This is a genomic window from Bradyrhizobium sp. USDA 3397, assembly GCF_054060965.1.
Window position 1 is genome coordinate 3,899,583 of sequence record NZ_JBSSDS010000001.1, and the last position, 25,729, is coordinate 3,925,311.

26 protein-coding genes and 1 pseudogene are annotated in these 25,729 nt (G+C 58.3%); 7 read left to right on the forward strand and 20 right to left on the reverse strand.

The genetic code is table 11. The features are described from left to right. Nucleotides 1-2,257: 2,257 nt before the first annotated feature. The 5 genes and pseudogenes from ACVWYQ_RS17870 (at nt 2,258) to ACVWYQ_RS17890 (ending at nt 7,641) form a co-directional block, all read left to right on the forward strand. The gene (locus ACVWYQ_RS17870) at nt 2,258-2,674 is read left to right on the forward strand and encodes a hypothetical protein (RefSeq protein WP_456726165.1); all 417 of its coding nucleotides are present in this window, start codon (nt 2,258-2,260) and stop codon (nt 2,672-2,674) included. Nucleotides 2,675-3,370: 696 nt separating this feature from the next. Further along, on the forward strand, nt 3,371-3,904 hold the full coding sequence (locus tag ACVWYQ_RS17875; RefSeq protein WP_456726166.1) for a DUF2478 domain-containing protein: 534 nt from the start codon (nt 3,371-3,373) through the stop codon (nt 3,902-3,904). 341 nt (nt 3,905-4,245) lie between these two features. Then, nucleotides 4,246-4,800 (forward strand): peroxiredoxin, encoded by a 555-nt coding sequence (locus tag ACVWYQ_RS17880; protein ID WP_456726167.1) that lies wholly within the window; start codon nt 4,246-4,248, stop codon nt 4,798-4,800. Between the two features lie 6 nt (nt 4,801-4,806). Beyond that, a pseudogene (locus ACVWYQ_RS17885) lies at nt 4,807-5,323 on the forward strand (carboxymuconolactone decarboxylase family protein). Between the two features lie 224 nt (nt 5,324-5,547). Further along, on the forward strand, nt 5,548-7,641 hold the full coding sequence (locus ACVWYQ_RS17890) for a S9 family peptidase (protein ID WP_456726168.1): 2,094 nt from the start codon (nt 5,548-5,550) through the stop codon (nt 7,639-7,641). 95 nt (nt 7,642-7,736) lie between these two features. On the opposite strand, the gene ACVWYQ_RS17895 is transcribed toward ACVWYQ_RS17890, so the two are convergent. The 5 genes from ACVWYQ_RS17895 to ACVWYQ_RS17915 form a co-directional block, all read right to left on the reverse strand. After that, nucleotides 7,737-8,003, reverse strand: coding sequence for a hypothetical protein (locus ACVWYQ_RS17895; protein WP_456726169.1), 267 nt, complete (start codon nt 8,001-8,003; stop codon nt 7,737-7,739). Between the two features lie 128 nt (nt 8,004-8,131). Beyond that, the gene (locus tag ACVWYQ_RS17900; protein WP_456726170.1) at nt 8,132-8,362 is read right to left on the reverse strand and encodes a helix-turn-helix domain-containing protein; all 231 of its coding nucleotides are present in this window, start codon (nt 8,360-8,362) and stop codon (nt 8,132-8,134) included. Nucleotides 8,363-8,535: 173 nt separating this feature from the next. After that, complete coding sequence (locus ACVWYQ_RS17905; protein ID WP_128266550.1) at nt 8,536-8,829, reverse strand: ferredoxin family protein; 294 nt, start codon at nt 8,827-8,829, stop codon at nt 8,536-8,538. 39 nt (nt 8,830-8,868) lie between these two features. Next, on the reverse strand, nt 8,869-10,176 hold the full coding sequence (locus ACVWYQ_RS17910; protein WP_456726171.1) for an FAD-dependent oxidoreductase: 1,308 nt from the start codon (nt 10,174-10,176) through the stop codon (nt 8,869-8,871). Nucleotides 10,177-10,186: 10 nt separating this feature from the next. Beyond that, entirely contained in the window at nt 10,187-11,296 is a 1,110-nt protein-coding gene (locus ACVWYQ_RS17915) for an electron transfer flavoprotein subunit alpha/FixB family protein (protein WP_456726172.1), read from the reverse strand. Nucleotides 11,297-11,830: 534 nt separating this feature from the next. Here ACVWYQ_RS17915 and ACVWYQ_RS17920 point away from each other — a divergent pair. Further along, the gene (locus tag ACVWYQ_RS17920; RefSeq protein ID WP_456726173.1) at nt 11,831-12,091 is read left to right on the forward strand and encodes a hypothetical protein; all 261 of its coding nucleotides are present in this window, start codon (nt 11,831-11,833) and stop codon (nt 12,089-12,091) included. Nucleotides 12,092-12,261: 170 nt separating this feature from the next. Here ACVWYQ_RS17920 and nifW read toward each other — a convergent pair whose 3' ends face one another. The 4 genes from nifW to nifH form a co-directional block, all read right to left on the reverse strand. Continuing rightward, complete coding sequence (gene nifW / locus ACVWYQ_RS17925; protein ID WP_456726174.1) at nt 12,262-12,603, reverse strand: nitrogenase stabilizing/protective protein NifW; 342 nt, start codon at nt 12,601-12,603, stop codon at nt 12,262-12,264. Between the two features lie 220 nt (nt 12,604-12,823). Then, on the reverse strand, nt 12,824-14,029 hold the full coding sequence (gene nifV, locus ACVWYQ_RS17930) for a homocitrate synthase (RefSeq protein WP_456726175.1): 1,206 nt from the start codon (nt 14,027-14,029) through the stop codon (nt 12,824-12,826). 636 nt (nt 14,030-14,665) lie between these two features. Next, nucleotides 14,666-15,412: a nitrogen fixation protein NifQ gene (locus ACVWYQ_RS17935; protein ID WP_456726176.1), complete on the reverse strand. Its 747-nt coding sequence runs from the start codon at nt 15,410-15,412 to the stop codon at nt 14,666-14,668. 126 nt (nt 15,413-15,538) lie between these two features. Beyond that, on the reverse strand, nt 15,539-16,423 hold the full coding sequence (nifH, locus tag ACVWYQ_RS17940) for a nitrogenase iron protein (protein ID WP_275501663.1): 885 nt from the start codon (nt 16,421-16,423) through the stop codon (nt 15,539-15,541). Between the two features lie 704 nt (nt 16,424-17,127). Here nifH and ACVWYQ_RS17945 point away from each other — a divergent pair. Further along, nucleotides 17,128-17,850, forward strand: a complete 723-nt coding sequence (locus ACVWYQ_RS17945) for an OmpW/AlkL family protein (RefSeq protein WP_456727185.1) — start codon at nt 17,128-17,130, stop codon at nt 17,848-17,850. 1,512 nt (nt 17,851-19,362) lie between these two features. Here ACVWYQ_RS17945 and ACVWYQ_RS17950 read toward each other — a convergent pair. The 11 genes from ACVWYQ_RS17950 to nifS form a co-directional block, all read right to left on the reverse strand. Further along, nucleotides 19,363-19,821 (reverse strand): DegT/DnrJ/EryC1/StrS family aminotransferase, encoded by a 459-nt coding sequence (locus ACVWYQ_RS17950; protein WP_456726177.1) that lies wholly within the window; start codon nt 19,819-19,821, stop codon nt 19,363-19,365. A gap of 30 nt (nt 19,822-19,851) precedes the next feature. Continuing rightward, nucleotides 19,852-20,121, reverse strand: a complete 270-nt coding sequence (locus tag ACVWYQ_RS17955; protein ID WP_456726178.1) for a hypothetical protein — start codon at nt 20,119-20,121, stop codon at nt 19,852-19,854. Nucleotides 20,122-20,152: 31 nt separating this feature from the next. After that, on the reverse strand, nt 20,153-20,506 hold the full coding sequence (locus ACVWYQ_RS17960) for a DUF3024 domain-containing protein (RefSeq protein WP_456726179.1): 354 nt from the start codon (nt 20,504-20,506) through the stop codon (nt 20,153-20,155). Nucleotides 20,507-20,521: 15 nt separating this feature from the next. Continuing rightward, nucleotides 20,522-20,761, reverse strand: coding sequence for a nitrogen fixation protein NifZ (locus tag ACVWYQ_RS17965; protein ID WP_157286132.1), 240 nt, complete (start codon nt 20,759-20,761; stop codon nt 20,522-20,524). Beyond that, nucleotides 20,758-21,078 carry a nitrogen fixation protein NifZ gene (locus ACVWYQ_RS17970; protein WP_456726180.1) on the reverse strand — a complete coding sequence of 107 codons (321 nt, stop codon included), beginning with the start codon at nt 21,076-21,078 and terminating at the stop codon, nt 20,758-20,760. The genes ACVWYQ_RS17965 and ACVWYQ_RS17970 overlap by 4 nt, the downstream gene beginning before the upstream one ends. Beyond that, nucleotides 21,075-21,305, reverse strand: a complete 231-nt coding sequence (locus tag ACVWYQ_RS17975) for a hypothetical protein (RefSeq protein ID WP_456726181.1) — start codon at nt 21,303-21,305, stop codon at nt 21,075-21,077. The genes ACVWYQ_RS17970 and ACVWYQ_RS17975 overlap by 4 nt, the downstream gene beginning before the upstream one ends. 2 nt (nt 21,306-21,307) lie before the next feature. Then, nucleotides 21,308-21,532, reverse strand: a complete 225-nt coding sequence (locus ACVWYQ_RS17980; protein WP_157286134.1) for a 4Fe-4S binding protein — start codon at nt 21,530-21,532, stop codon at nt 21,308-21,310. Between the two features lie 12 nt (nt 21,533-21,544). After that, the gene (nifB, locus tag ACVWYQ_RS17985) at nt 21,545-23,101 is read right to left on the reverse strand and encodes a nitrogenase cofactor biosynthesis protein NifB (RefSeq protein ID WP_456726182.1); all 1,557 of its coding nucleotides are present in this window, start codon (nt 23,099-23,101) and stop codon (nt 21,545-21,547) included. Between the two features lie 335 nt (nt 23,102-23,436). Continuing rightward, complete coding sequence (locus tag ACVWYQ_RS17990) at nt 23,437-24,300, reverse strand: SIR2 family NAD-dependent protein deacylase (protein ID WP_456726183.1); 864 nt, start codon at nt 24,298-24,300, stop codon at nt 23,437-23,439. Next, on the reverse strand, nt 24,297-24,521 hold the full coding sequence (nifT, locus tag ACVWYQ_RS17995) for a putative nitrogen fixation protein NifT (RefSeq protein WP_260380866.1): 225 nt from the start codon (nt 24,519-24,521) through the stop codon (nt 24,297-24,299). The genes ACVWYQ_RS17990 and nifT overlap by 4 nt, the downstream gene beginning before the upstream one ends. Further along, nucleotides 24,518-25,726, reverse strand: coding sequence for a cysteine desulfurase NifS (gene nifS / locus ACVWYQ_RS18000; protein WP_456727186.1), 1,209 nt, complete (start codon nt 25,724-25,726; stop codon nt 24,518-24,520). The genes nifT and nifS overlap by 4 nt, the downstream gene beginning before the upstream one ends. Nucleotides 25,727-25,729: the final 3 nt, after the last annotated feature.

The following is a 25,729-nucleotide window of genomic DNA, read 5'->3' on the forward strand; positions in this document are numbered from 1 at the left end:
TTGCTCGAATCAGCTCGTTCGGCACGTTGTAAGACGCACGGGCAGGCTGCGGCCTTCGTTAGGTACGTCGCGTGAGTGCCCTTCCCTGCTAAACTTGCGACGGCGACCGATGCCGGATCCCCTTTGGCACCGCTCAATTCCCGAGAATCACGAAAAACATCGACGGTTTTGGCGCGTGGAAAGATTATCTAAGACATCAACTACGATTGCCGGCAGACAGCTTGGATTTGCAGGAATTCCGCAATGCACATACCAACGACGCAGCTAAACTCCGTGATCGACGACAACTCCTGTCGCACACGTCGTGCTAACACGGTTATTGGTAATTGAAAGCCTCGCCCGAACTGAACCATCTGCGAGGTTCCTCGAGGCCATTGGCAGCGATATTGCACGCTCCCAAGCACGAAGACAATTGTCATCGTATGACGGAGCGACGCCTAGTAACGCGTCGAGATGGACACTTTCTAAAGGTGAGTTGTAAACCAGGTCGGCATGCGGGATGACTTCGATTGATGATAGACTGAGTGAGATCAGATCGGTTCGGAACGGCATTTGGCGTTGTCGTCAGTTGCTTCATACGGGGTTGCCTGATGCGGATCGCAAGGCCATTGAGAAGCGTCTTCTTGAACAGCGTTCTGCATTTGAGCGTCTTTTGGAGACCACTTTTCCTTTGACGTTCCGATTCTGATGTAGATTCGAAGCCTATGCGTGTGTTGAACTGCCCAACTTCACGACCAGAACGTACGCTCCGATCACGATGACAATTGGCCGCGCTCGCACTCATCCGTGATGAGCGCCACGTCCGGCACTCGGATGGTGAGGCCTCCTGCTTGCCCAACCGATCTTTTTCAATTTATTCAGCGCGATCAAGGCCCTATCGCCGTGTCATAGCTTGTTGTCGTGCGACGCCTAAGTTGCAGCTTGGACGCTCTCTCCCGACCCGCGACGGTGGACGGCGATCTTTTTAATGCGCCTTGTCTTGAGACTACTTTTCCATTTGCCGCAACCGGCATCGCGTGGCGGCATGCCCTGCGCAGGCTTCTATGATTGTCGCTGAGACAAAACACAACGACGTCTTCATCTCCTGGCCCGTTAAAACGATCACAAAAGCGGAGTACGTCTGGTCTGCAGGACATCAACATCTCTTCCGTCCTCCGATCTCGCGCCTGGGTGTATTCCGTACAAAGAGCTGTTGTTGTCGCAAGCACAGCAAGGTATGCTGCAAAGTGACGTGCTCTGAGTGCCCGGCAAGTGCGCTGCATTCGATTCACCGTATCTCCTTATACTGTGTCCATCATTGTCTTCCGCCACAATGAGCGACATCACCTGTTTAACGCCGACGTATTCAAAACATGAAGGGCAGCGGAACGCACTCTTGCGCATCGATCCCACCCCTAAGTCGTAGTCGGATCAACCTGCCACCGCGATAGCATGCTCGCAGCCGAGCCAAGGTAATCGAGATCGACTGCCTGCAGTCCAACAGGCCAACAGGCCAACATATGACATTTTGAGCGCTCCAATGCCTGCCTGACGGCACCATTTCTCTCGCGGCCAAGTGGAAGCAGCCAGACAGCGAAGGAGCGCAGAACGACACGATCATTGCCGCGAGATCTGGCAAACGGATCTTGTACATAGCTAGAGACATTCCGCCAAAAGCAGACAATCTCACGATCAGTTACGCCCCAACACCTCTGTGGGGCCAGTCGATCGCAGATCGTGAAATCACTGAGAGCTCCATCTAAACCGACTCGCACGAACTCGAACACAATTCGGACCCTTTGCAGATCACAGCACGCCGGAACATCGGAGATCGAACTTAGCCGGACCGACGTTGGCGCTGATGTGACAAAAGGCGGTTCTGTTGCGGACCCGCTGCCGGCTCGAATTGGCAAGCGCTACCCCGTGCAAAACGTGACGATTTCATAACCGGCATTTGCGGAGCAAGCTTTAGACAGGTGAGACATCCGCAATCATAACTCTCTTCATGGAACCGGATCATCACCTGACCACAGCATCGTACAACCTGACGCTACGTATGATTCAAGCCCTATGAGCGCTGGGCATCTAAATCCGATGATTGACTGCGACGACACCGCACGCGGCCATTCCAAGCAGCCTACGCCGGATTCTGGGCTGGATCATTGGCCGCGCAAGTCGCGGCACAGTATCCCCCGATTGGCACGCAGATTGCTGAGATAAGAAGCAAGGCGCTTGCCGCGAAATCAGCCGTCGTAGCGAACCGCCCTCCGAGTTTCTGATGAGGCCTGCCCCATTGGTTCTGGTTAATACAACTGTGATGCTGCTGATGTTCGCGAGTTCAGAAGTGATGAACATCAATTTTGCTGCCGGCGCGAGGTCCCGACTACTCGCCCAAAAGACTGATGCATCCTTCAATGAGAGAGCCGGACACGAGGCTGAAGCGAGATTTGGTGCGCCCCGAGGGTATTACACCTTACCTGCGCAGGCCATGCCATTCATGCGTACCTCTACCGTTGATCTCCTTCCCATCAAACTGATGGAGGGTACAGCGTATCCGGAACGCCGTTTCACCTGTGCGATCGGCGACCGCGTCCGGAATTCCACCGCCACGCTCCCCCACCAGGCGGGGACGCCCACCATAGAACTGTCGGTCTGCGGCCCTAATGGTCCGGTGGAGATGTGGCGCTCGCCGTAATAAGTTGGTTTGCCGGCGGAATGGTGGGTCTCGCGGTTGCGGTCATCCTCCTCGTAATCTTGATCGAGACGTTAAGCGCGAGGATAAGGAAGTGAGAATGGCACAATCGATTCGTGTCGAGATCGCGCGTCAGCGGTTATCTCGCGAGCATCCGATAGTTCGCGATTGCTCATACCGGCCAAGGATATGACGGCTACCTTTGTAGTCCGCTGCATCGCTCGCAGTGCGCATCTGCCGACTGGCTTCTATGCCATCCATGACGAGGTGCAGCCGGGAGACCACGCTCCACCCGCCGCATCTGCCTTCTATCTTTCATGTGGCGCTCCTTAAACCCGGCGTGCGTTACCGACTGCACAACAGCAAGTCAGCATTCGCGCGCGAGCCACGGCACCAAGTTCAATCCTGAATGTCTGTCCGACGAGCATGAGAGCTTGTTTGCGCATACGACGCAGCCGAGGTCAGCGGCGCTCATGCTTGAGACTAGAGGCTCTCAAGCGCAGGTGCTGCCACGCATCGCACGCCGCTCCTTCGATGAGCTCAGGCTCACCGACGGGCGGATGTGTTCGCCGAGATCCGGCATGTCCTTCGGACTGCGGGTTTCAAAGCCGCCACTACAAGCGATGGCAGCTTCCACCAACAGCAGATGGCGGACAAACAAGCACCACTGGGTGAAACGAACAACAACAGGATCGGCCCATGATCGGCAACATTGCTAAGATCGCTCCGAGCCGCATAGCGGCTGTTGTCTATCGGCCGAGCGACGACGTCGATACGCTGCTCGCCAACTTCGCCCATGATCTCGCGCGTCGAGGCGTACGCATCGGCGGCATCGTTCAGCGAAACGTGAGGAACGCAAACGGCACGACGACCATGCTCGCAGTCGACGTTGCGACAGGCACTAAGATTTCGGTCTCCCAGACACTCGGCGGCGGAGCTATGTCCTGCAAACTCGATACTGGTGGGCTTGCTGAAGCGGCGGCTCTTGTGTCGCGCGCGATTAGGGACAATGTCGATCTAATCGTGATCAACAAGTTCTCCAGGCAGGAAGCATCTGGCCAGGGCCTACGCGCCGAATTTGCTGACGCGATCTCCCGTGGCCTTCCCCTTCTCACCGCCGTTCCCGAGAGGCGTTTCTCCGACTGGCGCAATTTCAACGGGGATTTCGGCACAACGCTAGCCTGCGAGTGGTCCGTCATCGCGAACTGGTGGCAGGCCATCGGCGGGCTTTAACCCAGTTGCTTCTTGAGATGATGATACCGGAGCGCTTGATCATGGCCTGAGCGGGTATTGCAGACTCATGCCCATGATCATCAGCGGCTCATTCGTCATCTATGCGACAACCTAAGTCGCCGTGTCCACTCCGCTCCACCTTGTGAGCCGTCGTGAGGCGATTTTGGTATCCGGCAGGACGTGTAGCGCTTTTAGTATCTATTCCAAAATCGCTTCTCAGATGCCTGCAGCCAAGCGTCGGTTGTTACCCATCCAACAAACGCACTTGGGAACGAATGGCATATAGCTTGCTTCGCTAATGGCATTACGATCTACGCTGGGCGATCTTGGGAGGATACAGCATGCTTGGAATTGGAAGTAAGTTGCCATCATTCGAGATTACAGGCGTGAAGCCCGGCTTTCACGCGCAGGAGGAAGAAGGGCAGAGCGCGTTCGAGACACTGACTGAAGAGAGCTTCCCGGGGAAATGGAAGATCATCTTCTTCTACCCCAAAGATTTTACGTTTGTCTGCCCCACTGAAATCGCCGAGTTTGCCCGGCTGTCCAAGGATTTCAGCGAGCGCGACGCGATTGTATTAGGTGGCTCGACCGATAACGAGTTCTGCAAGCTTGCCTGGCGCCGGGCGCACGAGAGCCTTAACAATCTGCCAATTTGGCAGTTTGCCGACACCAAGGGAACGCTGATCGATGGCCTCGGCGTGCGCTCGCCTGAGGGCGTCGCCTATCGCTACAGTTTTATAGCTGACCCCGACAACATCATCCAACACGTCTATGCGACCAATCTCAACGTTGGTCGCAACCCAAAGGACACGCTGCGCGTCCTCGACGCGCTGCAGACCGACGAACTCTGTCCTTGCAACCGCGAGATCGGCGGCGAAACGCTTACGATTAGTTGAGGCAGTATGTCACCACTCGAACAACTGAGCGAGCAACTTCCCGATTTCGCCAAGGACATCAGGCTGAACCTGGCGGCGATGATGGCCGATGATATGCTGTCGCCACAAAAGCGAGTGTGGCTATTGCTGGCGAGCGCAGTTGCGACGCGCAACCGCGAGGTGATCACCGCGATGCGGCCTCCACCATGGGGCCCGCGGCAATCGCAGCGGCAAAATCTGCGGCCTGCATAATGGCGATGAACAACGTCTACTATCGCTTTGTTCACCTCGTCTCCAACGCGGAATGCAAGTCGATGCCCGCGAGGCTGCGCATGAACGTGATCGGTAATCCGGCGTGGACAAGGCCGATTTCGAGCTGTGGTCGCTTGGGATCTCGGCCATAAATGGCTGCGGCGCCTGTATAGATGCTCACGAGAAGGCGCTGCGGGAGGCGAGCGTTGGTTCCGACGCGATCCACACCGCGGTGCGTTTTGCTGCGATGGTGCAGTCAGTTGCGCTTGCGCTCGAGGCGGGGTGCAGATGAACGGGTAGGAATTGAACAGCATCAGGCTGGACCGACGGCGGGATATCGTTCCTCAAGGCACACAAGCGATCCAGCAACGACCCGGCGACTTGGCCCAGTCACGCTGCAATTCGAGGAAATCTGGACGATATAAGGTGGAACACGGCGAGCCTCTTCCCTCGCCCTCGCTTGCGGGGAGACGGAAGAGCGGCGACATGGCGAGTACATTGTTGAACGAGGATCGAGTGATACAAGCCAAAACATCTTCCCAGCCCCCGGTCGCCCTACGCCGGCCGCATTCCTTCACGCGGCACGGCATCACCGTGACCGACGATTATGCCTGGCTGAAGGATGCGAACTGGCAGGAGGTGCTGCGCGATCCCGGCGTGCTCAATCCCGACATCCGCAAATATCTGGAGGAGGAGAACGCCTACACCGAGAGCCTGCTCGGCCATACCGCGGGCCTGCAGAAGACGCTGGTGCGCGAGATGCGCGGGCGGATCAAGGAGGACGATTCCAGCGTGCCGTCACCGGATGGGCCGTTCGCCTATTTCCGCAGGTTTCGCGAGGGCGGGCAGCACGAGCTGTTCGGACGCATGCCGCGCGATGGCGGCGACGGCGAGATCGTGCTCGACGGCGACGCGCTCGCCAGGGACCACACATATTTCAAGTTCGGCGGCAGCCGTCACTCCTATGATCATAAGCTGCAGGCCTGGAGCGCGGACACCAAGGGCTCGGAATATTTTTCGATCCGCGTCCGCGACTGGGCGACGGGAAAGGACCTCGACGATGTCGTCGAGGAGACCGATGGCGGCGTGGTCTGGGCCGCGGACGCTAAGTCCTTCTTCTATGTGAAGCTCGACGACAATCACCGGCCGATGCAGGTGTGGCGGCACAAGCTCGGCACTGGGCAGGCCGACGATACGCTGGTCTATGAAGAGCAGGATGCCGGCTGGTTCACCCACCTGCATGAGAGCACCAGCGGCCGATTCTGCGTGATCGCGGGCGGCGATCACGAGACCTCGGAACAGCGCCTGATCGACCTCGCCAACCCCGAGGCGCCGCCGCGCCTGGTTGCTACGCGCGAGGAGGGCGTGCAATATTCGCTCGCCGACCGCGGCGACGAGCTGTTCATCCTCACCAATGCCGACGACGCCATCGACTTCAAGATCGTCACCGCGCCGCTTGACGCGCCCGAGCGCAAGAACTGGCGCGACCTGATTTCGTATCGGCCCGGCATCTGCATCATCGACCTCGATCTCTATGCGGGCCATCTGGTGCGGCTGGAGCGCGCCAACGCACTGCCGTCGGTCGTGATCCGCGATCTCGCGGGCGGGGAGGAGCATGCCATCGCTTTCGACGAGGCGGCCTACTCGCTCGATACGATGGGCTCCTACGAGTTCGAGACGACGACACTGCGCTTTTCCTATTCGTCGATGACGACGCCGTCGGAAGTCTATGATTACGACATGGTCAAGCGCACGCGCACCTTGCGCAAGCGTCAGGAGATTCCGTCAGGGCATAACGCGGCCGACTACGTCACGACGCGCATCATGGCGAAATCGCATGACGGCGCCGAGGTGCCGGTCTCGATCCTGCATCGCCGCGGGCTGAAGCTCGACGGCGCGGCGCCGCTGTTGCTCTACGGCTACGGCTCCTATGGCATGGCGATGCCGGCGTCGTTCAGCGCCAACCGCCTGTCGCTGGTCGATCGCGGCTTCGTTTACGCCATCGCGCATATCCGCGGCGGCGCCGACAAGGGCTGGGGCTGGTATCTCGACGGCAAGCGCGAGAAGAAAACCAACTCGTTCGACGATTTCGCCGCCAGCGCCCGCGCGCTGATCGATGCGAAATACACCAGCGCAAAACGCATCATTGGCCATGGCGGCTCGGCCGGCGGCATGCTGATGGGCGCGGTCGCCAACCGCGCCGGCCAATTGTTCGCGGGAATAGTGGCTGAAGTGCCGTTCGTCGACGTGCTCAACACCATGCTCGACGACACGCTGCCGCTGACGCCGCCGGAATGGCCGGAATGGGGCAATCCGATCGAGAGCGAGACGGATTTTCGCACCATCCTGTCTTACTCGCCCTACGACAATGTCGCGGACAAGGACTACCCGGCGATCCTGTCGATGGGCGGATTGACCGATCCGCGCGTCACCTATTGGGAGCCCGCCAAATGGATCGCACGCCTGCGCGCCACCATGCGTGGAGGCGGCCCGGTGCTGCTGCGCACCAACATGGGCGCCGGCCACGGCGGCGCCTCCGGGCGGTTTAAGCGGTTGGACGAGGTGGCGATCGTGTACGCGTTCGCGCTATGGGCGGCGGGGATGGCGTAGGCCGGGGTGTAAGCCATACCCTCGCCGTCGTCCTGGCGAGCGCCACGGCAAGCTTGCTGCCGAGGCGGATGCCGAGCAGCAGGCGCGAGGTCCGCTCATGCACAGTGAAGACGGCCTGAACGTATTTTGAGAACATCATCAGATCCGCCTCCCAATGGCCGGGGGGCATTGCGATCGGCGGCCTCTACGGGCCGTTCCGCCAGTGAAAGACGGCCTTCGATGAAGCTTGCGGGACTGCCCTCCTTTTTGCCGCGATAGCCGCGCTTGCTCTTGCCGCGCGGCAGATAGCGGCGCCAGCTGTAGTCCGAGGTGCGCCGGAGCTGGGCGTAGATGAAGCGGTAGATGGTCTCGTAGGAGATCACCTTGCGGCCATTGTCGCGGGCGAGCCGGCGTGCGACCTGCTCGACAGCGCGAGGCGTGACCAGCCCTGTCCGAGGCGCTCCAACACCGCGCGGGGCAGGCCGGGCTCCCGGTCGAGGCGAGCGCCCGTTCAGCGCCGAGCTCGTGCCCGTTGTTCGGCATAGCTAGCCTTGTCGACCTGCTTGCCCCGACTGCGCTTCAGTTCTCGAGAGATTGTTGATGGCGGGCGATCCAGAGCTGCCGCGATTTGCCGGACCGAGCTGCTATTGGACGATAGGCGGGCAATCTCGCATCGATCGTCAAGCGACAGCTGCTCGTAACTCCGTCCCCATGGCAACACATCCTCCAGGAAGTGTTGCACTTCGTTTGTGAACTTAGGGGACCCAAACGCGTGACTTGTCGATGGTGTTCGGGTAGCAGCACCGACGAAGGCTCTTTTACCTGCGGGTCTTCGCCAAACCGTTCCCTGGGATTATGGGTCACGGCCTTAGTCGTCTCGCTCACGGGCGATCACACCGCCATCCTCATTCAAGTTCATCCAAACTTGAATAGCACCCCATATCCGCCACGCGGATAATTCCATTCGATCTCGCCGCTGGGCTCAGCGATCACGCGGCACGTGCCGCATTCGATACAGCCATCGACAGTTACTTCGACCTGTCCCGCCTCATTGAGTTCGTAGCAGCGCGCAGGGCAGGCCTTCAAAAGTGCTAATAGCTGCCGTGAGGGGTTCTTGTGCGCGCGCACCTTAACGTGGGGACGACCGACGTCCACAAGATAACGATTGTAATATAGCTTGTCCTCGACGCGCACCGACGACTCATTCATGCGTTAACCTCCTTTGTTCCGCTTCAATTTCTGATTTCGTCAGCGCCACGCACGGGCAAGCCGGCAGGCATCGCTGAACAGACCTGCCCACGACCGTGCCCTTACGAAGGATTTCACCGTCACCTTCTCTTTCTCGATCTTGGGCGTACCATCGACGCGTACGAAGTTTTGCATCGCGCTGGAGACGAGCTGCGGGTAGGTGAGAAAGAAACTTTGCGAATTTGTGTGCATCAGCTTCGGTAGATCCTTGTACTTCTTGAGGTCTTTCATGACGAAGGAATTGTCCAACATCTTCTTGTAGAGCGACAGATTTCTAGCCGTCATAGGATCGCGGCGCGACTTGACCTGGACAATTGATTCGGCCGCGATGCGACCTGAGGTCATGGCGAGGTTGGAGCCCTCGCGATGAATGGCATTGTTGAGTTGCGCCGCATCGCCAACCACCAGCCAGCCCTCACCATAAAGCTGCGGGATTGCCTTGTAGCCACCTTCAGGAATGAGATGCGCGGAATATTCTTTGACCTCGGAGCCGGCGATCAGAGGCGCTACTGATGGATGCTTTTTGAAGTGATCGAGCAATCCGTAAGGCGTTTCGCCCGTGCGCTGGAAGTCGGCGACAAGACAACCGATGCCGAGTGAAATGCATTCCTTGTTGGCATAGATAAAGCCCATACCGGTCATACCACGAGAAATCGTACCCGCCGCCTCGATCACTACCCCTTCGTCGCCCTTGAGATTGAAACGAGCCTCAATGCTCTCCCGCGGCAAGAAATGCATTTCCTTTACGGCGAGGGCAACTTTATCGGGTGTCGGCCGTTCACGCAGGCCCGCGCGCGTCCCCAGCAGGCCGTTAACGCCTTCGGCCAACACCACGACATCAGCATGTATTTCGCCGTCTTGACGATCTGTACGGACACCGATCACCTTTCCATGGTCGTCCCGTGCAAGTTCGGTGACTGTGGTCTCGTACAGGACGATCGCGCCGGCCTCGCGTACTTTCGAAGAGAACCATTTGTCGAACTGGGCGCGGATGATGGTGTAGCGGTTCGGCCGTTCTTCATTGAATTCGTCGGAGCGGTAGTGCATGCCGACGTGGGAGCGGTCATCCATCATCCAGAAGCGCTGCTCGACCAAATGACGTTCAAGCGGCGCCTCCTCCCGAAAATCCGGAATCAGCTTTTCCATCATATCCGCATAGAGGATTGCGCCCTGCACGTTTTTCGAACCTGCATACTCGCCGCGCTCAAGCTGTAGCACCTTCATACCGCTACGGGCCATGGTCAGCGCCGCCGCGTTGCCAGCCATGCCGGCGCCGACCACGATTGCATCGAACCTCTCGTCGATCATGACGACCTCCCTAGCTCGCAATACGGGCACGCGCATTCGGCAAAAGCCGCGCTCGAAACGCAGCCGTCAGCGCCGGTAATAGCTGCACAGCATCATGAACGATCGCGATGTGGGCGAAGTCGAAGATCGGCGCGTTCTTGTCAGTATTGATGGCGACGATCAGATCGGCGCCCTCGATACCGACCCGATGTTGGATTGCTCCGGAAATGCCAGCTGCGATATAGAGCTTTGGCCGGATGGTCTTTCCTGTCTGCCCGATCTGTCGGTCAGACGTAACCCAACCCCTTTGTACCAAAGGACGCGAGCAACCGTACTCCGCTCCCAGGGCTACTGCGAGTTGGCGTACAAAGTGAAAGTTCTCCCGCGATCCCAGCCCCAAGCCTCCGGCAACCACCGCATCGGCATAGGCCAGATTAGACGTCTCGGAATCGCGGTCCGGAACGAAGGAGAGCACCTTGGTAACGATATCATCCTCAATGAGGCCAAGTGGATGAATAATAATGCGAGCGGCATCGCGAATGACACGATCGGGCATTGGCATGACGCGCGGTCGGACGGTTGCCATTTGGGGCCGGTAGTTCAAAGTGTAGATCGTGCAAAGCAGTGAGCCGCCGAAAGTCGGACGTGTAGCCGCAAGCGAGCCATCCGCGTCAACGTCAAGAGCCGTGCAGTCGGCGGTCAGACCCGTCAGCAGCGTTGTCGCCACAGAACCGGCGAGATCGCGGCCAAGTGTAGTGGCGCCCAACAGCAAGATTTCGGGCTTGTACTTGTTGACCAGTTCCGTTAGCGCCTTGGTGTAGGATTCGTTGCGATATTCCGATAGCACATTGTCGGCCACGAGATATGTCAGATCGGCGCCGTAGCAGAAGGATTCAAGAGCGGCGTTGCGCGTGGCCTCACCTTCTGAGCCGATTACCACGGCTGCAAGGTCAACCTTCAGCTTGTCAGCAAGTCTGCGGCCCGCTCCCATAAGCTCCCAGGAAACGGGGTGCACCTGTCCGCGCTCCTGCTCGATGAAAACCCAGACATGCTTATAGGCCTTAAAGTGCTCCGGCAGCTCTCTTTTGGCTGCAGCCCGGCCGGACCCGGCCGGCACCACCGGATTGGTAAGGTTGGTCATACCCTTGGATCCCCTCAGAACCTGCGCACCTTAGGCGCAAATCGCTTTCTAGCGTGAGTTGACTGTCGAAGAAGGCTCGGATCAGCAACTGGCGTGTTGCTGGCGGGGCCCCGTCAGCCCTTACCTCGATAATGCGAGCCGATGGTACAAAGAGACGCTTGACCATGGCCCACACGCCGCCCAGGACCCTTGGTTAAGACGTTCTCCACGCTGGCCTCCTGCGCGATTCCTCTACGGGTAGCTCCGGCGCCGCCGGCAGCGCACCGGCCATTGCACCGCAATGATTCTTGCTCGTTCCTTCCGGCACTGTCGACCAGGCAGATCCGTTCCTGGTGCGGCACGGACAGTCCGGCCTTGGCGTTGTAGTCGGGATTGAACAAGTCATGCAATTCGTGCGCGGCCTCCAGCGCGAACAACTCGTACGGGCCTCTGCTCTTGGGCGGCCACGCTGGCGCAAATTGCTGCTGGCCATTGAGTGGACGCGGATCTGGGGGAACGCAAGCGATCGCCTGCATGCCGTGTCCAGATGTAGTGTTGACGCTTGAGCTAGCCATTGGCCGGCACCTTTCGGCCAAAGCCGGCCTCAACAACAATTGGGTCAATCTCGAGCATGCCCGCGAGCGAGGCCCACATGATGGCCGCAAAAGCGGTGTACAACATAGGCGATGTCATTTGTTCTTCCTCAAACCTCATAACGACATGGGTGTGTTCGGCATCAATGACGCTGGTCCCAGGAGGACAGCAAATGTCGTACCAGCAAACGACACCATCAAATATCTGGTGGCGACGCAATGACTTGAGAGAACTTGATGCTGACTATCAGCACGGTGAACATGACAACACCGGACATTGTTTGGTATCCGACAAGTACCGCGTTTGCCTACTGCTGCGGAGCCGATCTGGATGAACGGAACGGCCCGCGCAAGGACGGTCACGACAGGGGCAGAGCGACACAGGCCGAGAGGTCACTTCAGCTCATTCAACGGCACGAACGCTGCCGTCTTCTTGGGCTCTACGATCGCATCCTGCAGGACTTTGAACACACGTTGCTCAAGCGGTGAGGACGCTACGAAGTCGGCATAGGCTCGTTCCAGCATCGTCTTGCAGCCAGCTGTGACCTCCACCTCGGTCGCGTCGACGAACTGTTCCTTGCCGAGATATTGGCCCATGCGCCTTAAGATATGCAGGCGTGCGATATTGACGACCTTGGGATCGTAATCCACGCCAAGCAGCGCGAAAAACTCTTCCGCAGAGGACGCCTTGTTGAGCCGATCCAGGATGCCGGTTGTCATTGGCTTGTTGCTCATCGAAAACTCTCCATTCGGTCAGGGCCGCGCACTTTCTGGTCGAAGCCGCGCTCAGCTTAATAATCGCGCTGCCCCAGTTGCACTCCCCTTATGTATGGCCAAACCGCTTGCAGAAAGTCTCTTAGCTACGGCAGTATGGCAATGATGGCGCGGACAGGCACCGGCGTCAGGTGGTAGTGCGCGCAGATTTTCCGCAGGTGGCTCGAACCCGAGAGGACAGTCACCCGACATGTTGGCCCTGCCCGTGACGGATCGACGAGCGTTCGCGAACGTCGCGCCAGATTGCGATCAACGTCTCGCGCTGAACCGGCCGCTTGTGCTCAACGGCATGCTTCCGCACCCGCGAAAGGATTTGTCTTGCCTCATCTGCGCTGGCCGCAAGCTGAAATTCATCAAGCAACGAGGTGAGCGATGAAAGCCCTGAATGCTTGCCCATCACAAACCGGTTAGAGCGACCAAGCAGATGGGGATCAAGCGACTGATAGGTGCGTTTGTCCTTCAACAGGCCATTGACATGAATTCCAGATTCATGAGTGAACACATGTTCACCCACGATCGCCTTGTTCGGAGGAATCGCACGTGAAGCCGCAGCCGCGACCACCGCCGCGACATTCTCGAGCTCCGGCAGCTGGATGCCGGTCTCGCATCCGTAGAGCTGTTTGAGTGCGACTGCGACTTCCTCTAGCGGCGCATTGCCTGCACGCTCTCCCAGCCCGATGACTGTCACGGATGCGTGGCTCACACCGCTATTGATGGCAGCAAGCGTGTTGGCGGTCGCGAGCCCGAGATCGTCGTGACCATGGAATTCGAGCTCAAGATCGGTGGCGGCGCGCAAATGCCGGACCAGCGCGTGGGTGGAATCGGGATCTAGCACACCAAGCGTGTCGGCAATGCGAAAGCGACGGGCACCCGCGGCCTTAGCCGTGGCGATCAGCTTGATGAGAAACTCAGCATCGGCGCGAGATGAGTCCTCACCGCCGACCGCGACCTCTAGCCCTCGCTCACGGGCATAACCAACTACTCGCTTGATCTTTTCCAGCGCCAGTTCGCGGTTACCGCCAATCTTGGCCGCGATCTGAACATCGGAGGCTGGGGTCGAGATATTGACCATTGAAACGTTCGCCTCCTTCGCCGCGTCGACATCGGCTTCACGCATTCGGCACCATCCAATTGCGGTGAGCGGAAGACCCGCCTCCACAATTGTGCGTATCGCCGCGATCTCGTCCGAGCCCATTGCGGGCGTTCCCGCCTCGAGCTCAGTAACACCAGCTCGCGCCAGCGCCTGCGCGATCGCTAGCTTTTCCTTAACGGTGAACGCAACCCCGGGGGCCTGCTCGCCGTCGCGCAGTGTCGTGTCGTTGAGCACGATTGGCCTGGCCGTTGCTGTCTCGGACGATCGTTGAACAGCAGTGGCGGCAACGATCATGAGAAGCTCCTCGCTTGCTTTGTTTGACCTAGTACCGGTTCAGCACCCCGCATGCCAGCCGGCCGCGGCTTCAACGCCTTGGAGACCCAATACTCTTCGCTACGAACAGATTGTTGCAAATGCGAGGCAGTAAAACAGCGCCTCACATTATCATTGGTGCGCGGACCAATAGGCCGCACGGATGGATAGGCCAATCCTTGAACAGCGCATGGTCCTGGCAGCGTCTCCTGCATCTACCGCAATCAGGAGAACGAGTTCTGCGGATTTCATGAGCTCGTGGTGCTAACGTCCTGTTGGGTTCACAATACCCTTTGCACTGCGCGAGACCCGATCCGACGCAAGCTAGCCGCTTAGGTGGTCTAACGTGCTGTAGATAGTAAGCGGTCGCAAAAGCATATACTGCGCGATTTGCCAAAGCGTCATCTTCGGCAAAGCCCGCCAACGATTGCCCGCTTACGATTAAACGCTGTCGCGTCCACGGTAGCGTCACTTCGAGCGATCTCCTCGCACAGCGTTACGAGACATAGTCCGCAAGGCCGGAAGAAGCCACCCGGCGGATGCCTTGCTTCGCCGCAACCTTCGAGTCTTGTGCAGCCGTCGATGCGAGACATGCCAACAGACATTCCATGGTTCGCCTCAGATAACCCTGTTGTCGATGATCGGACTAGGCGCCTGCCGTAGAACGTCACGCCGGCGCTCTGCCATCCGGCTCTCGCCATCTTCAGCGCCAAAGCAGACGTTGAACTCGTTACATTGCGTGCACACAGGCGTGGTGCACATCACGAAGCCATCGTTCTCGCACAACGTTCGATAGAAGAAACGCTTCCATCGCATATTGTTGATATTGCGCGCGGCGAGCGCCGCGAAATGACGGTTTAGCAAGCGGGAGAGTTCCTCGCGATCACGCAATCCGAGATCTTCCCAGAGGTGGTTTGCCTCTATGGCACGACGTGCAACCATCGCAGCAAGCCATCCGCCAATCTTGCCTTCAGTCGATCGGTGCGCGAGCAGAAGGTCACGAATCAGTGCGACCTCCTCGTCCTCATGGCAGTTGAAATGGGACAGCTGCTTATCGTCTGTGATGTCGATCGAAGGGAAGTAGTGCTCCAGCAATGCCGCCAGCTCCTTGCCGGTCACGCCCACCTGCTCTGGAACTGAACCACCATCCATCATGGCAGCCGCCAGAATAGACGCTAGCGCATGGCGATCGAAATTGCTGTCGCTCGTGATATCGGCCTCTGCGGGATACCTGCCGGTGAGCAGGCGATACGTCGTAATGGCGCGTGCTTGAGGGGTCGCCTCAGTGGCACAGGCCTCCGTAAAGGAAAAGAGTTGCGCTTCGAGCATGCTTGGCGAGTTTTTAACCGCTGTACGCCGCTTCATGTCTGATCACGCGTCCTGGTTCAGCTCTGGAGCTTGTCAATCGAAATGCCGGTCCCCCTGAGGGAAGGGGGAAATAGGGAGACCGGCATCCGTCGCGCGCCCTTGCGAGGCCGCGACTCGCGGCCTTTACGAGGCCGCGAGCTCGGCGGCAGTCTTGCCGATGATAGATTCGTCAACCGCCTTCATGATTCCGTGCTCCATGAGCATATCCTCAAGCTCATCCATGGAGATAGGCGTCGGGATGATGCCCTTGCCGCCATTGTTATGGATCTTTGTCGCCAGATTACGATAGTGATCGGCCTGCTCGCTGTCGGGCGCATATTCCAGCACGGTCATGCGGCGTAGCTCCGCATGCTGTACGACGTTGTCCCGCGGCACGAAATAGATCAGCTGGGTCCCGAGCTTCTTGGCCAGCGCCTCAGCCAGTTCTAACTCCTTATCGGTCTGCCGCTCGTTGCAGATCAGACCGCCGAGCCGCACGCCGCCAGAGTTGGCGTACTTTAGGATGCCTTTGGAGATGTTGTTGGCGGCATACATCGCCATCATCTCACCGGACATCACGATATAAATCTCCTGCGCCTTGTTTTCGCGGATTGGCATCGCAAAACCGCCGCAGACAACGTCGCCGAGCACGTCGTAGGAGACGTAATCGATATTCTCATATGCGCCATTCTCCTCCAGGAAATTGATCGAGGTGATGACACCGCGCCCAGCGCAGCCGACACCCGGCTCGGGCCCGCCCGACTCCACGCAACGGATGTCCTTGTAGCCGATCTTCATCACGTCCTCGAGTTCGAGATCTTCTACGCTGCCAGCGTTCGCTGCGAGACTTAAGATGGTGTCCTGCGCCTTCGCGTGCAGGATCAGGCGGGTCGAATCCGCCTTAGGATCGCAGCCTACGATCAGGATTCTGTGACCCATCTCCGCCAGCGCAGCCAGCGTGTTTTGCGAAGTGGTCGACTTTCCGATACCACCCTTGCCGTAGAATGCGATTTGTCTCAGTGAAGACATGTTGCTCTCCATCAACCGGTTTGCCAAAGTTGCGCGCTGTCGGGCGCGCGAGCTTGTTTCTCTCACAGAAACTGGGCACACGGGGGGAAGGAGAGCATCGCTCGTCTTGCGCGTCTGCGTGCACTCAGCCCTCGCTCAGTGTTGCACCATCCTGGTTTGCAATCACCGTGCCAGCGCTCGGTTTTCCTTCTCAAGCGTCTGTTTTCGTTTTGAAAGCCCCGACGAGCCTTTGAACTGCACAAGGTGTTTTGAACGCGACACGACTCCCTCCTGTCAGACACCGAACAAGAATTGGCATCACGCATGGCCCCTTCCTGACGTGCGGTTCGCTCGGATGTGGAACGGGAATTGCCACTCGTTTTGCAAGCGGGTCCTCGCGGACGTGAGGAGCGACAGTGCCTGTCGGGTTGCGATCGCCAGCGATTGACCGGATAGAGGTATTGGCGGCCGAGAAGGACCGAGATCCCCTGCACAAGTCCGAACTTTGAAGCGCAGCTCAGACGAAACGTGGAGACGAATGAGGATTCGGGAAGACGCACCACGCTTCACAGCGGCGATCCTCATGCATCGTGACAAAACACTCCGTGCCACGAGCCGCGAGATTTGATTGGCATCAAACTGTTTGCCATCTCTCTGTGTCACACAAGTATCGCGCGACTCCTCGCGCTAGATTGGGAATGGAGAATTCGATGAGAACAAAAACAATGCTGATGACCGCAGCGCCTGTCGTGGTGGCTTCGGCGCTCGGTGGAGGCATCATGCCGGTACAGGCTGCTGATCTGGCGTCGGCGCCCCTCTATACCAAAGCGCCCCGTATCGAAGCTTTCAATCCCTGGATGATCCGCTTACGTGTACTCGGCGTTCTGCCAGACGCCGGGGCGAGCTCGGTCAACGTCGCTGGTGTCCCGTCCCTGTCCTCGCCGAACTCCACGCTCTCGATCAGCGATCAAATCGTACCGGAACTCGATATCACTTATTTCTTCACCAGGAACGTCGCTGCCGAACTCATTCTCGGCGTGACCAGGCATCACATCACAGGCACCAGAGCTCTCGATGGGCTCGATATCGGGAAAGCCTCGCTGTTGCCGCCGACGCTGACGCTGCAATATCACTTCACCGATTTCGGCGCTTTTGAGCCATACGTCGGCGCGGGCATCAATTACTCGGTATTCTTCAACCAATCCTCTGCCAATACGCGGTTCGCTGGTCTTGCCGTGACGGATCTGCATATTAGCAACCGGGTTGCCCCTGCGATCCAATTCGGCTTCGATTACATGGTCGATCGCCATTGGGGCCTCAACTTCGATGTGAAGAAGCTGTGGCTGAGACCGGATTATTCGGCAACTGTGAACAACATAATTCCAGTCACCGGACAGGCCAACATAGACCCATGGCTGGTGAGCGGCGGCATCACATACAGGTTCTGACACTCGTTTGATTTTCGAGTCGAAACAGGTTTGGATCAAGCGTCGAGCGCGAGGACGATTCAAAGAACCGTCATCTCGCTCGACTCCAGAGACCCGAGCCCGTTCCGTTCGCATCTGGGGCGAGGCATTTTGGGCATCAGTATGAGGTGACGGACGCGACTAACACGAGTGATCAGCCACTTTTTGCGTCGCGGAACGCCCTTGGCATCAAGGTCATCCAATGAACGGTCGCTGGCGAGTGGACAGCGCCACCATGGGACCTAAACCTCAAAGTATCTTTCCTTAGCGCACGCACACCTGACACGATGCTGCCCCATGCCACTGTCGATTGCGCAGGCACCCGAGAGGCTGGCGCCGCAATCATTGGCCTCGCTGGCGAGAACAGTAACGTGATACCTACGCGTCTAAAATGGCTTCTCCCATGAGGGCCTCAACGCTTGACCTCAACGTTTGATCCTACCGTCACGACCTTTTAGTCCTTCTTGGTTTACTCCACTATCCACCCTCTTCTTGCAAGCTCCGCAGGGTCGAGCGCGATGCTCGCTCATGTACCGATTCGCCTCGACCTTCCAACGTGCAAATGCCAATCACCGCCAGGTTCGCGACAGCAACGTCTTGCTTTGTTGCCGGTGACGAGCATCGTGACGCATTCAACATTGGTGCACCGGCGGCTCGCCGATGTCATCGACCTGCGAAAGACCAAACGTCCTGACGCCAGTCCGCTCGGCATGCATCGGCTAGAGAGAGGAACACGTCAATCTCGTAGCCAGCCTCGGCATCGATGATCTTTCGTTGACGCCAGTGCTGTCGTTTGCTGCCTGAGGGCATCAACAGCGGCGCGGGTCAGGCAAAAAAGGCCACGGCCATGGGCCAGTGGCCGATAAGCAGAGCTGGCAAGGGCGTTGAGGACATGAAACCATTGATCGGGCGTGAGCCTCGGTGGGCGCTCGCTGATCTGGAGCACGCTACCATTCGGAGCGAAGCGGACGTGAATGATGATCTGCGGATTCATATCGTTCCCATTTTTTTGCCAAGCTTATAACCGGAGCCCGAAGCTAAAGAGCTAGTTGCGGCGTGCTCATTTTCGACCTCTTTCAAGTGGACCGCGCGCGACGACTTGGTCCGCGCGCTGGGATTGCTGTGGAGCTTTTTTTCTTTGCGGGGCCTGGTGACTCTCGGGGACTGCGACGAACTATGGCAGCGGTTCATCGGCCCGCTCCTTTGCTTGCGCGAAACTGCAATCCCCGCGCCAGTCAGTGCCGCAACAAGGATGTGCCCTGCGTGACCTCGACTACCCTTTGCGCAAGGGCGCCAAATGTAGTGGGATGATAAGCGGCTCAATTGCGCCCTGCCGCTGCAGCCTGCCGACTACGATGGAGGTGCGCTCATCCGGACGGCGCGCGCGATGGCGACACAAGCGAAGTACCAGATCGACGTCGCCCGTCACCACCCGTTCCGCCTCCGCCGCGGCTCAGGACCAGCGCTTGGACAACGTCGAGGACCGCGAGGTCGTCACAGCGACCGAAGAATTCGTTCTTGTCTTTCGAATCGCCTCGGTAGACTCAGCCAAGAGTGGCACCCGATGGAGTTGCGCGACCGCGCGCAGCCCAGACCATGGTGCCCGGTAGCCATTGGGACCCGCGGTAATCGCCGGTGTCTTGGCCGCGATACGTTCTTCGGCATTCGCCGTAGCCAACGTTCGCACCAACAGTCGCAAACACCGTCCACCCGCGAGACTGACGACATAGATCGTCTCCCGACACGTAGGGGCACGCTTGGCCGAGCCCGACCGAGCGCCCTCAGCGCAAGCAGAAGTCCAATAGCGCTGCTCGGAACCGCAACAGCATATTTACGGCCAAAATAGGCGGCAAACGCTCGTTCGAATGGCTCAGCAGTCGGCCCATTGGCAATTCGCTGCCACCACAATGCTGCTCTGACAGCAGGGAGCGCGCCGACAGTGACGTGCGTCATCGACGATATCCTCTGTGGGGTCCAATGCGGTCATCGCCCAATATTCCTTCTCGCAAGCACCAATCCGGTCGCCCGCGCCTGGTCGGCCGTAATCAGGATGCACTGGTCGGATCCATCGATCAGATGCAGATCGAACCACGCAAGACGCCGGAATGGCTCCTCCGTGACATCCGACGCATCACATAGCACCCAGGTGAGCTGCGGAAAGCGGCGCCTTAGGTCGGCAACCGCGCTAGTACCAGCCTCAGTTGTTGCTAGCAGGCGTTCAATCTCGATCAATTGCTCTGTGGGGAGTGCCACTGTGGCTCCTACAGGACTGTTCCAACGAGCATCACTGCCAGAAGAGCCGCTCAGGGTCCGTGTTCAACTCGTCGATCGCCGACGCCAGTCGGTGGTACATGCTGTAAAATTCCCATATTCCCCGTGCATGATTCTTGAAAAACAGTTTCCAAGTCCGGCTCACGGTGTCGTAGCGAAATACAGCGACATCAATTCGGCCGCCGTCTCTGTCGATATTGCGCGAGCAACAGGGACTCTCGATAAGATAACCAGCCTTGACCGGAGTCACGTTAGGCGAGACGTACCGATAGTACTTGCGCGAGAGCAAGGCACGCTCAATCCTCCTGCGATCGAGCTCGTTCGGATGGGCGATCACCCCGCCTGGCACCTTTCTCGTAACTTTCATCGCGAGAACCTTCCCTCACACGACGGTGATTTCCTCTTCAAGACAACCGACGACCAGCGGTTCATCGAAATCGACAAGATAGATGGGCACGCTCGCTTCAGTATGCATCAAGACTCGGATAATCTTGCCGATCGCGCCGGCGCGGACTAGGATTCCATCAGGCGGTGCGTTGGCCACTGAGCCGTCGTTAATAACATCCACCGCAGTTTTAACGCGCTGGCCGGCTCGATACTTGGGAACGCGCGACTCCATCATGATACAGCCTCTTCTGGCCAAGGCGGATCATCCATCTCTTCGCACGCGTCGATCCGATCGAGCTCTTTGCGCTTCATGCCAACACGGTTGCCGCTTTCAATAAACTCGACGCCGTAGATATAGAATTGCTGTAGGAACGTGCCGATTGAAATGACGTAACCAACGTCTCCCTTCTTGGCCAAAATGTCACCAATCTCCTTGCCGTGAAAAGTGCCGTCATTGCGAATGGTGAGGCGGGCTCGCACCTTTTCGCCAAAGCTGAAGGCCGGCGGTCCGCTTAGCTCGACCACATCACTGTCCCGAACGATACTGTTCATGCACCATTCCTCCGCGACCTGCAGGGCGGAAGGTCGCGAGTGCGGGCGATCTCCTGCTTCATATTGTCCTCGCGCTCGATGTCACATATCAACTCGTCAGCCGCGATGCGTTTCGCCACTTCGTAGCGAACACGCCGACAAGGACCGTTCACCACCTTGCGCCGAGCCTCGATTTCCTCATCATTCAGCAATAGACTGAGCCGTCGCGGCGAGATGCGCTGCGCCACGTTTACGCGGGTCCTTGATAACGCGGCAATGTCGTGTCGACGACGCAGGTGTTTTCGACCGGACAGACTGCGACGCACTGCGGCTCGTCAAAATAGCCGAGGCATTCGGTGCACTTCTTTGCCTCAATAACGAACGTTCCAGCTTTCTCGGAAATTGCCACGTTCGGGCACAAGGGCTCACAAGCCGAGCAGCCCGTACACTGTGATGAGATGATCTTGAATGGCATTGGTACCACCTCCTAAGCCGCCGAGATCAGCGACCCTTGCCGGATCGCGCCGTCGCCGCGCTGGACGTGTTGGATCTCTCCGCTTTTCACCTTATCGAGGTAGGACCTGAACCAGGCGATTGCCGATTTCTCAATGAACTCATGCGCGTATTGATCGACCGGCTCGATCCCAGCATTGATCAGATTCTTTCTTGGACAGCCGCCGATCTGGGCCACGAATACAGCATGGCAGTCATTGATGGCACGGATGATGCCCGCCAGCCGATCGTCTTCGGCATATCCGCCCTGGCAATAAAGGTCGACACGGCGGTGACCGACGAATTTGACACCGGATGTCGAGAGTTCGTATACTTGAAACTCCCTGGCGTGCCCAAAATGCTCATTGATCAGTCCTGAGCCTTTGGTTGCCACCGCAGCGAGAAGCTTGATCTCGCTCATCTCGCCAGCGATTGTTGCTAGCTCCTCCTGCCTGGCTGCAATCTTCGCCTTTCGCTCATCTTCGACTTTGGCGTGATAAGCCTTGCGGGTCTTGAGGTCGTACTCAACGTCCATGGCTATGATCTTCTCGGTGGTGAACTCAGCGCTACGATCGTCTCCGAGAAGGCCGATTGCGTCAGCGCGGCACTGGCGGCAATGCCGCATCATGTTTATCTGGCCTTCGCAAGCATCTTGCAGCGCCTTCAGTTCCTGCGCGGTCGGGCCTCGCTGCCCGTTGAGGCCGAATGCGGTGCCGTGTTCGGGCGCCGAGATCAGCGGCATGATATTATGCAGGAAGGCGCCGCGCGACTTGACCGCCCTATTGACGTCGATCAGGTGTTGGTCGTTGATGCCAGGGATCATCACCGAATTGATCTTGCACAGGATGCCCCGGTCCGTGAGCATCTCGAGGCCTTGCAATTGGCGATGGGTAAGTATTCTTGCAGCTTCGATGCCGGTGTAGCGCTTATGGTTGAAGAAGATCCACGGGTATATCCTGGCACCGATTTCGGGATCGATCATATTGATGGTGATGGTCACGTGGTCGATTTTGTACCGGGATATGGTGTCGACGTGATCAGGCAAGTCCAGTCCGTTTGTTGATAGGCACAACTTGATGTCGGGCGCCGCCGCGGCGACGAGTTCGAAAGTCTTGAATGTCTTTTTCGGATTGGCCAAGGAATCGCCGGGACCGGCGATTCCGAGCACACTCAGCTGTGGAATGCTCGTGGCGACCGCGATCAGCTTTCTGGCCGCCTGCTCAGGAGTGAGCTTCTCGCTAACTACGCCTGGACGCGATTCGTTGGCGCAGTCGTATTTGCGATTGCAGTAGTTGCACTGAATATTGCAAGCAGGCGCCACAGCGACATGCATGCGAGCGTAATGATGATGCGCCTCTTCGCTGTAGCAGGGATGGTTCTTAATCTTATCCCAGATTTCAGGGGGCAGATCGCTTTCGCTGGCCGGTGACCCGCAGCTCCGTTTGCCGTTACTCAAAGAGCTTCGGCACCCTTTGTAATCGGCGATGGCCCGCATCTTGCCGCCCGCTTCCGCAGCTTTGACATTTTCTTCGCGTTCGGCAACAGCGTTCATATTCAGCTCCCTCCTGCTCGCTGAGTCGGTTTGGGAGGACGACACGCCATCCCGAGCGACCACATGAGGGAATGAGCAACTCGCGTGCCATCGCGCAGACCATGGTATTTCGGTCTATGTGAATGAGTTAGCCGGAGCGATCCACCTCGTTGTGCACGCGCCGCGATGACGCCCATGTCGGAAACGCGACAGCTGTCGCAATGTCGACCGAGAGACGCAAATGTTTGCGTTCTCATCTCCACCTACTGATCTCACGAGGGCTCCTCCTCACCCGCGGCGATTCTAGCGGTACGACCTCCTGTGTCGCACCGGGGTGGGCGGCACGCTTTACGCCGCTACTTGGCGAGCAATATCTCCATTGCATGCGGAAGCGTCATCGCGAGCGGCGTTAGACGTTGCTCAACCAGAAAGCAGAGCTCGTTGCCCGAGAGAACTTGCGGATCGACGATCGCGTAATGGACGCCGGCGGAGCGCTTGGTGATCTGCCGCGCATAGGTACGCATTAGCTGGTCGTTGAAGCGACAGCCGATGAAGAGAAAGCTCCGTCCGGCCCGCCTTTCCTTGATCATATCGGGAATCGGGGTCTGGATGTCGATTTCCGTCAACACCTCGACATAATCAGCGTCAGTGACCAGGAAGTTCTTGGCCGGCACTACGCTGCCATGCGGCTTGTACAGCACAGTAGACCAATGGGCTGCCAAGGCATGATCAACCTCTTGGCCCGCCGAATCGTAAAAGCGGTACCAACGATCGTCGTGACTGCCGGAGCGGGTTATGCCCTGGACCTCACCCCATCCGCTACGCTTACCGAGCGCCGCGCGCATGGCACCGTCATACCAAGAGTCCACTATTATCGGCAGGGGCAGGCTCGCAAGATGATGATGCAACGGTGTTGGATCGGCCGGCAGAGAGAACGCCTGCACCATCAATGCCGTCACGGTTGAACGATGCTTGTTGCTCTCGACATAATAGGCCGACGCCCAGGCGTTGCCCTTGGCCCGGCGCGGTAGCGCAACATTGCTGGCGAAAAAATCAGCCAAAGCCTCAGGCGTCATAGGCGCCTCGGGACGTGACAACTCGGCGATGCCTGGCCCAAGATACGGAACGATGCTGCTGGCTCTCATTCTAGCCGCAAGATCAGTGAGAATGGCCTTCGCGTCGGCAGCATTCGCGAACTCGATTTGCGGCAGCGTCTTCATCGATCGTCCCTGTCTTCTCCACGCTTCTTGGCATTGATTGTGATCGGCAGTGGCGTGTCGCTCGCCATTTCAGGCAGATCGAGGACCCAGCCGTTGGCTATCCTGATCCAGCCGCCCCAAAGCCTCTCATGCTCGGATTCCACGATCGGCTCCTCGAGATCTTTCTTTGGCACGTAAATCGAAAGGCCAGCGTCGGGGGAGCGGCGAATCATTATTTTCATGAGCTTAAGTTCCTGAAACGCGATGCATTCTGGGCGCTTTCGCATGCTCGCCGCAATTCGGCGCGTAAGTAGGCCACAATGTCCGACACTACAGCGACGACCTGGTCGACCTCTTCGACGGTTGTCTCACGCGATAGAGACAGCCGAACCCCGCCGTGCAGGCTTTTCGCCGGCACCCCCATCGCGCGCATGACATGCGACGGCTCCATCGAGCGGGAGCCGCAGGCCGATCCGAGCGAAGCGGCTATTCCAGCGCGACTGAGGTGATGGACAATTGCTTCGCCTTCGAGATGTTCAAACGCGATGTTCGTCGTGTTTGATAGCCGGTTGCTGATATCGCCAAGCGCCATGCAGTCCCCGTTTTGCAAAATTCCCTGCTCAAGACGGTCGCGCAATGCGCCAATGCGAACGCACTCCAGTCCGAGCCGCTCCGCCGCAAGCTCTGCCGCTTTTCCAAGGCCGACGATGCCCGGGATGTTCTCCGTTCCGCCGCGGCGCCGTCGTTCCTGTGATCCGCCCCAGATCAGCGGCCTGAATTTTGTGCCTTTTCGCAAATAGAGCGCACCAATCCCCTTGGGACCATGAAGTTTGTGCGCGGAGAGCGACAGCATGTCGATCGCGCTGTTCTTCAAGTCAATAGGCAGTTTGCCGACGGCCTGCACCGCGTCTGTATGAAACAGCGCGCCCGCCTCACGCGTTAACCCGGCTAGAAACTCCACAGGAAAAATCGTTCCGGTCTCGTTGTTGGCCCACATGACAGACGCAAGCGCTGTGCGTGGCCCGAGCGCGCGTCGAAACGCGTCGATGTCGAGCCGGCCGCGCGAATCTACTGGAATCACGTGCGTCTTGACGTTCATTATCGCCAATTGCTTGATCAGCGTAAGGATGGCGGAATGCTCGACGGAGGTGGTGACAATCTCATCGCGCCCGTCCTGGGTGGCGAGCGACGAAAGGAGTGCGGTGTTATTGGCCTCGCTCCCACCGGAGGTAAAGACGATTTCGTGATCGTATTCAGCCCCTAACAATGCCTGTAAGCTGCAGCGCGCCTGCTCCACGGCGCCCGCGACCTCTCTGCCAAAGGCATGGGCGGAGGAGGCATTGCCAAACAGCTCGGTGAAGAACGGCAACATTGCGTGCAGGACGGACGGGTCTGTCCGCGTGGTCGCATTATTGTCGAGATAAATCGGCAATGAATCCTCCCTCAATCC

What these genes read in the sequence shown, in the direction of transcription:
- ACVWYQ_RS17870 (WP_456726165.1), top strand. Translation starts at nt 2,258, where the DNA reads ATGAGGCCTGCCCCATTGGTTCTGGTTAATACAACTGTGATGCTGCTG.
- ACVWYQ_RS17875 (WP_456726166.1), top strand. Translation starts at nt 3,371, where the DNA reads ATGATCGGCAACATTGCTAAGATCGCTCCGAGCCGCATAGCGGCTGTT.
- ACVWYQ_RS17880 (WP_456726167.1), top strand. Translation starts at nt 4,246, where the DNA reads ATGCTTGGAATTGGAAGTAAGTTGCCATCATTCGAGATTACAGGCGTG.
- ACVWYQ_RS17905 (WP_128266550.1), bottom strand. Translation starts at nt 8,829, where the DNA reads ATGAATGAGTCGTCGGTGCGCGTCGAGGACAAGCTATATTACAATCGT.
- ACVWYQ_RS17910 (WP_456726171.1), bottom strand. Translation starts at nt 10,176, where the DNA reads ATGATCGACGAGAGGTTCGATGCAATCGTGGTCGGCGCCGGCATGGCT.
- ACVWYQ_RS17915 (WP_456726172.1), bottom strand. Translation starts at nt 11,296, where the DNA reads ATGACCAACCTTACCAATCCGGTGGTGCCGGCCGGGTCCGGCCGGGCT.
- nifW (WP_456726174.1), bottom strand. Translation starts at nt 12,603, where the DNA reads ATGAGCAACAAGCCAATGACAACCGGCATCCTGGATCGGCTCAACAAG.
- nifV (WP_456726175.1), bottom strand. Translation starts at nt 14,029, where the DNA reads ATGATCGTTGCCGCCACTGCTGTTCAACGATCGTCCGAGACAGCAACG.
- ACVWYQ_RS17935 (WP_456726176.1), bottom strand. Translation starts at nt 15,412, where the DNA reads ATGAAGCGGCGTACAGCGGTTAAAAACTCGCCAAGCATGCTCGAAGCG.
- nifH (WP_275501663.1), bottom strand. Translation starts at nt 16,423, where the DNA reads ATGTCTTCACTGAGACAAATCGCATTCTACGGCAAGGGTGGTATCGGA.
- ACVWYQ_RS17945 (WP_456727185.1), top strand. Translation starts at nt 17,128, where the DNA reads ATGCTGATGACCGCAGCGCCTGTCGTGGTGGCTTCGGCGCTCGGTGGA.
- ACVWYQ_RS17950 (WP_456726177.1), bottom strand. Translation starts at nt 19,821, where the DNA reads ATGACGCACGTCACTGTCGGCGCGCTCCCTGCTGTCAGAGCAGCATTG.
- ACVWYQ_RS17960 (WP_456726179.1), bottom strand. Translation starts at nt 20,506, where the DNA reads ATGAAAGTTACGAGAAAGGTGCCAGGCGGGGTGATCGCCCATCCGAAC.
- ACVWYQ_RS17965 (WP_157286132.1), bottom strand. Translation starts at nt 20,761, where the DNA reads ATGATGGAGTCGCGCGTTCCCAAGTATCGAGCCGGCCAGCGCGTTAAA.
- ACVWYQ_RS17970 (WP_456726180.1), bottom strand. Translation starts at nt 21,078, where the DNA reads ATGAACAGTATCGTTCGGGACAGTGATGTGGTCGAGCTAAGCGGACCG.
- ACVWYQ_RS17980 (WP_157286134.1), bottom strand. Translation starts at nt 21,532, where the DNA reads ATGCCATTCAAGATCATCTCATCACAGTGTACGGGCTGCTCGGCTTGT.
- nifB (WP_456726182.1), bottom strand. Translation starts at nt 23,101, where the DNA reads ATGAACGCTGTTGCCGAACGCGAAGAAAATGTCAAAGCTGCGGAAGCG.
- ACVWYQ_RS17990 (WP_456726183.1), bottom strand. Translation starts at nt 24,300, where the DNA reads ATGAAGACGCTGCCGCAAATCGAGTTCGCGAATGCTGCCGACGCGAAG.
- nifT (WP_260380866.1), bottom strand. Translation starts at nt 24,521, where the DNA reads ATGAAAATAATGATTCGCCGCTCCCCCGACGCTGGCCTTTCGATTTAC.